The sequence below is a fragment of the Myxococcus sp. AB036A genome (genome assembly GCF_006547355.1).
Lineage (GTDB): Bacteria > Myxococcota > Myxococcia > Myxococcales > Myxococcaceae > Myxococcus > Myxococcus virescens.
The window spans coordinates 21,763-28,812 of the sequence record NZ_VHLC01000110.1 but is presented as its reverse complement, the minus strand read 5'-3'; the positions used below and the strand labels follow the sequence as shown (position 1 = coordinate 28,812).

Here is a 7,050-nt window from a genome sequence, read left to right as displayed (position 1 = left end):
TCATCCCTCTTTCCTTCGACGCAGAGGCCCTGGACGCCCTGGACAAGGCCTGGCGCGACGCGGGCCTGCCGAGCCGGACCCGCTTCTTCATGCGCGCGGTGCACCGGGAACTCACGGCCATGGGCGCCACCGAGGCTGCCGCGCACTTCGCCCCGAAGGCTGAGGAGTAAGGCTCGCCATGGCGACAAGGGAACAAGCCACCGACGCCCTCGTGTCGGTGGCACTTCGCAGGGCGCTCATAGGGGCGCGCGTAGAGGTGAAGCTGGCCCTTCACAGCAGCGGCTGCGAATTACAGCCGGAAGCCGAAGTCACATTTCCCCAGGGCACCTCCGCACGCCAGCGCAACGCGGCCCTCCTGCTTCTTGCCGCCCAGGTGGAGCTGCGCACCCCGGCGCAGGACCATTGGTTCGTCGAATCAGAGGTCCTCGACGACGGAAATAGAGGCCGCATCTATCTGGTGCTGCTCGGCGTCGGTGGACCTTGGCCGACGCATGAAGAGGCAGAGCGCGGACTGCAAGTCCTGCACAGCGCCCTCCGCTGACATGGACATGCGGGCGGTAGCGCGAGCTGCCGCCTGGAATGGACGCAGTCGACATGACACCTGAAGAAGCAAAGCTCACCAAGAAGCTGAGAGCCCAAGAGTCCGTCCGACGCCCAACCAACCCTCGCGACTGCTGGGCCGTCGTCAAGAAGCCCAGCACCGGCAGCGCGTTCGCGAGGAATTTCGGCCTGTACGGCAACTGCGAACACCGCCCCCGGAAGGGCATGAGGACCTGCACCATCCACCGCGACAGAGAAGAGGCTGCACAGGCATTGGGTGGCATCTGAGTCGCTTTCGATGGGGGCCGTCTGCCCCGCCACCGTTTCTCTTCACCAAACCCTCGCTCAACGCAATCTCACGAGAACAACATGAAGACACGCAGCGAATTGGAAGCGATGACCGTCAAGCAGCTACGTCATCGACCGCGGACTCAGCTTCCCCTACCTGGGCGAGAGCAAGAAGGCCGAGATCATCAACAAGCTCATCCAGTTTCGAGCCGCGCGGGAGGACGAAACGCCCGCCCCGTCCCAGGCCGAGTCGTCCGGACCCAAGCACCACGCGCTGGCCAACCCCACCCCAGCGCCGACTCATCCGTTGTCAAACCCCGCAGCTCGCGGAGTCCACATTCCGCTGTCAAACCCCGCCGCCCCCGGAGCCCACATGCCGCACACCGACGGAGACGTTGATGACCTCTTTTCCCTCTACCGCTCGATTGCCCACGACACCGACCTGAGCGTTGACGCGCGCGCGGGCTACCTGACGGCCGTGGTTCGCGTGGACAAGCGAATCTCCAAGCGCCTCGACTGCCAGCCGAACGAAACGCTGGTCGCGCTCTTCCGGGAGCGGCTGGCGGCCGAGGACAGCCACCGCGTCACTGTCCACCCGCTCGCGACCCAGAGCTTCGCGGAGGCCGCGACGGAGATGAGCCGCGCGGGCCTCGACGCCACCAGCGACGAGTAGGCCTCCACCAGCAACCATGCGCGCGGCGGGCCCTCTCGCTCGCCGCGCGCCACACTCCCCGGCTCACGACATGAAGACAAGCCACATCATCTCCGTCCCCCAGAAACTCGGGCTGGGCGTGCCCAACCGCCGCGCGGCCCTGCTCTCCGATGTCGAATCCCTCCTCCCCCACCCCATTCGCCCCGGCGATTACCGTGTGACGACTGAGCGGCTGGAGAGCCCGAGCGACGTCCCTGTCTACGTGGACGTTGAGGGGGCCCTGTTTCGATTCGCCAACCAACGGGCCTGGGCCCGGCTCCTCCGCCACTGGGTGCGCACGCGGAATCAGGGCGTCCCCACCGGGATGCTGAGCCGCCTGGCGGAACGAATCCCCATCATCCACACCTGCCTGCCGCGACTGGTGGATTGGGGCGCCGAGGACGCCCAGGCAGCCCTGAACGAGCTGAAGCCCACGGCCACGCGGGAGCGCCCGCACCGCCCGAAACAAGGGTGACATCCCTCACACCACCCGGATGCGCAAGACAAAGAGGTCTCAACAAAGACAGCCCCCAGACATCGCCCCATGACACCAAAGAGGACTTGATACGCCCGCCAACCAGAGCGCGTATGCCTTTTGCGACGGGCAACAAAGCACCGCGCGAACCCACAGGAACATCGACTATGAGCGCCACGACCGTCCCCTTCTACATTGGCCCGATCAAGGTGATTGATTTCGGCAACGCCAGGCTGTCCCTGCTCCTCGGCAAGAACCATATCGGAAGAGCCCAACCTCGGCTGGACATCTTCCTTCCGCCCGGCGTCAACCATCGGCAGTTGAGCGCTTTGCTCCACACCTATGCCGCCAGCCTGGAGCTGAACACCCCACCCAATGAGCGGTGGAGAATTCAGACCGACTGCTTCGCGGGGACGGACCACGGCCGCATCTTCCTGGACTTGGCCGAAGGCGACAAGGCCGAGGCCATGCGGGGCATGGCCCTCCTCAACACCCTGCTGGGCTGAACGGCCGGCGCAACGGGAGGGAGCCCGTGCAGCACCGCGCGGGCTCCCCTCCCAATCCCGTGACACTGAAACACCACGCGAAACGCGTCCCAACCCTGGGCGCCGACCACATTCAGCACAAAGCACCAGACGCGACTTGCTTCACGCCCCCACGCAGGGATGTATGTGTTTTGCGACAAACAACAACGCGCCCCGCCACCCCCAAAGGAATGCACGCCATGAAGACCACCCCTAAGTCCCGTCACGCTGGCCAGACGACAGCAACCAAGCCCCAGGATGCCACGTTGAATCTGAGTCTCGGCAAGAACCGATACGGAACGCCTCAGCCGCAGATTGACATCTTCCTCCCGCGCGGCTCCAGCCACCGGGAGACGAGCGCGATGCTCTACACCTTCGCCGCCAGCCTGGAGCTGCGCACGCCTACCAGCGAGCGATGGATTGTGCAGACCGAGCGCCTCGAGGAGGCGAATCACGGCCGCGTCTACTTGGAGCTGGCCGAGGGGGACCATGCCGAAGCCATGCGGGGAATGGCGCTCCTCAACGCCGTGCTGCCGCGCTGAGCAGCAGAGGTAGGGGGAACCCGCGCCGCAGCACCGCGCGGGCTCCTCTCCCAATCCCGTGACACTGAAACACCACACGAAACACGCCCCCAACCCTGGGCGCCGACCACATTCGACACAAAACACCAGACGCGACTTGCTTCCCACCCGCACGCAGGGATGTATGTGTTTCGCGACGGCCAGCGACGGCCCCGCCAACACACGGAGAACCCCATGAGCCGCCCCATCGTGATTGTCGAGAGCCCTTACGCCGGTGACATCGAGCGCAACGTCGCGTATGCCCGGGCGGCCCTCAGCGACTGCCTCCGGCGCGGCGAGGCCCCCTACGCGAGCCACCTGCTCTACACGCAGCCTGGGGTGCTGCGGGATGAGGTCCCCGAGGAGCGCAACCACGGCATCGAGGCGGGCTTCGAATTCCGCCGCGTCGCGCAGGCCACGGTGGTCTACACGGACCTCGGCTACTCGGAGGGGATGAAGCTGGGCATCCGTCACGCCGAGGCCCTCGGCCACCCCATCGAGTACCGCTCGCTTCCCGGCTGGGCCACCCAGGCGTAAGCGCCGGGACGCAGCGGCAGGGCAGAAGGAGCCAAACACCTCGGCCGCGCCCTTTCGCAGAGTCAACGCGGAGCCCCGCAGACTCAACTTGAATTGCATCCCCACAAGAGCGCGTATGTCTTTCGCAACGGGCAACACCCCGCCCTACGGAACGCGAGGACAACGATGGCCACGACGAGCCAGCAGTTAATGATGGTAGGACAGCGCACCGCGCGCCATGGAATTCCCCAGCCGTACATCGAGGTGCGCTTCCCGAAGGACACGCGCCAGCGCACGCTGGACGCCGCCCTCCATCGCCTCTACGCCGATATCGAGCTGGCAACCCCGGAAAGCGAGAGCTGGGATGTTCGCATCGAACAACTCCCGGATGTGTTCAGCTTCTCCGGAGGCCGCGTGTACCTGGAGCTGGCGGAGGGCACTCCGGTCGAAGCCGAGCGCGCGATGGCGCTGCTCAAACGCCTCGTGGGTTGAGCCCTCCTGAGCCCCTCAGCAGGCACCGCGTGCGGCGCGCGCCGGTCAGCGGTCCAGCGCCGGAGGGAGGCTCCTCCGGCTGAGCCAGCGGACGCCGCAGGGGACTCCGCGCTGGCACGTTCCGCCAAGCCCCCGCCTGTCTCATCCAGGGGCAATCACACACACTGGAATTCCGCCAACAGCCCCCAGCCCAGGCAGGCTGGCCGCGCCCGGCCACGGGGGAGCCTGCGCGAAACCCCGCGAATTCTCGCGGCAATTTCAGACAGCCAAATCCACATCGCCAGCCGCCGAAGATGACTTGCTTCATTCGCACACCAGAGCGTGTATGTGTTTCGCGACGGGCGCCACAGCCCCGCGCGAAAGCGAGAGGCAAACTCCATGAAGACGCTCCGGTTTGGAATTGAAATTGAGACGGTTGGCGCCAGCCGCCAGAAGCTGGCCCATGCGATTCAGAGCGCGGTGGGCGGGCACGTTTCCGGCGACTACCGGGGCTGGCAGGTGACGGACACCCAGGGCCGCATCTGGAGGGTGGTATCGGACGCCTCGCTGAGCGGAGGCGAGTACAGCGGCGAAATCGTCTCCCCCATCCTCACCTACCAGGACATGGACGCCTTACAGCAGGTGGTGCGCGCCGCGCGCGAGGCCGGCGCACGCGCCGACGCCTCCACCGGAATCCACATCCACGTCGACGGCAGCCGCTTCGACGCCAAGGGCGTCACCAACCTCGTGAAGATGGTGCACAAGCAGGAGCGCCTCCTGGAGACGGCCCTCGGGGTGAGTGCGGCCCGGCTCGCCCGGTACTGCCGCCCCATCGATGGGGCCTTCCTCCAGCGGCTGGAGGCCCGGCGCCCGCGCACCCTCCAGGATGTGAATGAGGCTTGGTACGGGCGCCGCAACAGCATGCCCAACCGCTACGACTCCAGCCGCTACCACGGCCTCAACCTCAACAGCCTCTTCTTCCGGGGCACCATCGAATTCAGGTACTTCAACGGCTCGGTGCACGCGGGAGAGGTGAAGGCCTACGTCCAACTGGTGTTGGCCCTCGCCGCCCGGGCCCTGGCCTCGAAGGCCGCCTCTAGCAAGCGCCGCGACTTCAACCCCGCCACCGCCAAGTACGACTTCCGGGTGTTCCTCCTCCACCTGGGACTCATCGGCGAGGAATTCAAGACGGCCCGCCTCCACCTCCTCAAGAAGCTGGAGGGCAGCGCGGCCTGGAAGGGCCAGCGCCGTGACAGGCGCGGCTCGGGCGGGGGCGAGGACGGCTCGCCCGGCAGCGAGGGCCCGCAGAGCGCGCAGGGCGGCGCTGGGGCCACGCAGGGCGGAGCGCCCGCCGAAGCCATGGCCGCCGCGTGACAGGGCCTTCGCGGGCACCACGAAGCCCTGGTGCGCGCCTGCGTGCGCGCCAGGGGACTCCCCAAGGGGGAATCCGGGCCCGCCCCTCGCGCCGCCTCAAACAGCGCTTGCTTCAATGGCGAACCAGAGCGTGTATGTCTTTCGCGACGGGCGAGGGCCCTCGCCAACTCAAGAGACACAGCAATGAAAGCATACGGAATCACCCGCAAGGACAGAGGCTGCTGCCCGGGGCACGGCAAGTTCCCCGTCGAGAAGTACCGCGGTCGCCTCTCCCGGAAGGCGCACACCCGAGGGACGCGCCTCGCGCACCGCCGCGCACGGGCCCAGGCGAGGGCGGAGCTCTTCAACGAGAGGCGCGACGCCTCCGGCGTCAGCAACGAGAGGTAGGCCCCGCCGCGCAGGACGACGAGCCCAACCCAGTACGCCCCCACCACGGAGGCACCGCGCCAGAGCCCTGCGGGTGCCCTGGCTGGCAATGACAACGGCGGGCCGAGAGTCCGCCCTCAACAGGAGGAACCCCATGCTCTACTTCGCCTACGGCTCCAACCTCGACAGGGCCCAGATGCGCGCGCGCTGCCCTGGCGCCACCGTCGAGGCCCGAGCCACCCTTCCCGGCCACACCCTGGTGTTTGGCGGATTCAGCCACCGCTGGGGCGGCGCCGTCGCCAACCTCCAGCGCGTGCGCGGCGCCCACGTCGAGGGGCTGCTGTACCGCCTCACCCCCGAGGACTTGCGCGCCCTCGACGTCTTCGAGGGGCACCCCTTCGCATACCGGCGCGCCATTCGGCTGGTGACGGACAGGGCCGGCCACCGCCGCCGCGCGCTGGTGTACCTCCAGCCCGAGGCACGCTTCGAATCCTGGCCGCCCGCTGTCCGCTACTTCCGCGTCCTCTGGCACGCCTACGGGCGCCTGGGCTTCAACCGCGCCGCCCTCTCGGGCGCCCTGGGAGGTGCGGCGTGAAGCACGCTTCAACCTCGACGCGCGTCTTCGTGTACGGGACGCTACTGGGGGGCGAGCCCAACCACCGCCTCCTGCGCGGCGCACGCCTTATCGGCCCAGCGCGGACGCAGCCCCGCTTCACCCTCTATGACTACGGGCCCTTCCCCGCCCTCGCCTCCAGGGGCAAGCACGCTGTCGAGGGCGAGGTGTACGAAGTCGACGCTCTCATGCTGGCGGCGCTCGACAGACTCGAGAGCCACCCGCGCTTCTACCGACGCACGCCCATTACCCTCGACGACGTCGGCCGCGTCGAGGCATACCTGTTTCCCAAGGAGCGGTTGGCTGGCCGCCCCATCATCGAGTCCGGTTGCTGGCGTCGACACCTACAGGAGAGGAAGCCATGGTAATCGTCATGCGCGACGGGCGTGTCCTTCAGGGCACGGCCGTCCAAATCGTGAAGGGAATGCAGGACATCGCCTTCGGTGTGGAGCGCTTGTCGCTGGGCGAGTACATCGACTGGGTGGTAGGCAATGCCCAGCGTTTCGAGTCCGTCGCGCTGCGTGTCCAGGGTGAAACCGACGAGGAGAAGGCCGCCTCGCTGGTGGACGAGATGCTGCGCGAGGGCCTGGCAACGAAGGGGTGAGGGCGCGCCCGCCAGGCGCGCTCTCTCA

At 67.3% G+C, this 7,050-nt stretch carries 12 protein-coding genes and 1 pseudogene; all 13 read left to right on the top strand.

The window, feature by feature from the left end:
* Window positions 1–170: pseudogene (locus tag FL344_RS38725) on the top strand (DUF2924 domain-containing protein); the annotation flags it as partial.
* Between the two features lie 86 nt (window positions 171–256).
* Window positions 257–541, top strand: coding sequence for a hypothetical protein (locus FL344_RS31985; RefSeq protein ID WP_228565524.1), 285 nt, complete (start codon window positions 257–259; stop codon window positions 539–541).
* A gap of 660 nt (window positions 542–1,201) precedes the next feature.
* Entirely contained in the window at window positions 1,202–1,501 is a 300-nt protein-coding gene (locus FL344_RS39480; RefSeq protein ID WP_228565523.1) for a hypothetical protein, read from the top strand.
* Window positions 1,502–1,571: 70 nt separating this feature from the next.
* Complete coding sequence (locus FL344_RS31975) at window positions 1,572–1,994, top strand: hypothetical protein (protein WP_228565522.1); 423 nt, start codon at window positions 1,572–1,574, stop codon at window positions 1,992–1,994.
* Window positions 1,995–2,161: 167 nt separating this feature from the next.
* The gene (locus FL344_RS31970; protein ID WP_141621200.1) at window positions 2,162–2,500 is read left to right on the top strand and encodes a hypothetical protein; all 339 of its coding nucleotides are present in this window, start codon (window positions 2,162–2,164) and stop codon (window positions 2,498–2,500) included.
* A gap of 218 nt (window positions 2,501–2,718) precedes the next feature.
* Complete coding sequence (locus FL344_RS31965; protein ID WP_141621199.1) at window positions 2,719–3,060, top strand: hypothetical protein; 342 nt, start codon at window positions 2,719–2,721, stop codon at window positions 3,058–3,060.
* A 213-nt stretch (window positions 3,061–3,273) separates the two neighbouring features.
* Window positions 3,274–3,615 carry a hypothetical protein gene (locus tag FL344_RS31960; RefSeq protein ID WP_020478937.1) on the top strand — a complete coding sequence of 114 codons (342 nt, stop codon included), beginning with the start codon at window positions 3,274–3,276 and terminating at the stop codon, window positions 3,613–3,615.
* 165 nt (window positions 3,616–3,780) lie between these two features.
* Window positions 3,781–4,086: a hypothetical protein gene (locus FL344_RS31955; protein WP_011551927.1), complete on the top strand. Its 306-nt coding sequence runs from the start codon at window positions 3,781–3,783 to the stop codon at window positions 4,084–4,086.
* 378 nt (window positions 4,087–4,464) lie between these two features.
* Entirely contained in the window at window positions 4,465–5,439 is a 975-nt protein-coding gene (locus FL344_RS31950; protein ID WP_141621198.1) for an amidoligase family protein, read from the top strand.
* A gap of 183 nt (window positions 5,440–5,622) precedes the next feature.
* Window positions 5,623–5,826 carry a hypothetical protein gene (locus FL344_RS31945; protein ID WP_141621197.1) on the top strand — a complete coding sequence of 68 codons (204 nt, stop codon included), beginning with the start codon at window positions 5,623–5,625 and terminating at the stop codon, window positions 5,824–5,826.
* A 133-nt stretch (window positions 5,827–5,959) separates the two neighbouring features.
* Window positions 5,960–6,400 carry a gamma-glutamylcyclotransferase family protein gene (locus tag FL344_RS31940; protein ID WP_141621196.1) on the top strand — a complete coding sequence of 147 codons (441 nt, stop codon included), beginning with the start codon at window positions 5,960–5,962 and terminating at the stop codon, window positions 6,398–6,400.
* Window positions 6,397–6,786: a gamma-glutamylcyclotransferase gene (locus tag FL344_RS31935; protein ID WP_011551924.1), complete on the top strand. Its 390-nt coding sequence runs from the start codon at window positions 6,397–6,399 to the stop codon at window positions 6,784–6,786. Before FL344_RS31940 ends, FL344_RS31935 begins: the two co-directional genes overlap by 4 nt.
* Entirely contained in the window at window positions 6,780–7,022 is a 243-nt protein-coding gene (locus FL344_RS31930; RefSeq protein WP_275955114.1) for a hypothetical protein, read from the top strand. Before FL344_RS31935 ends, FL344_RS31930 begins: the two co-directional genes overlap by 7 nt.
* Window positions 7,023–7,050: the final 28 nt, after the last annotated feature.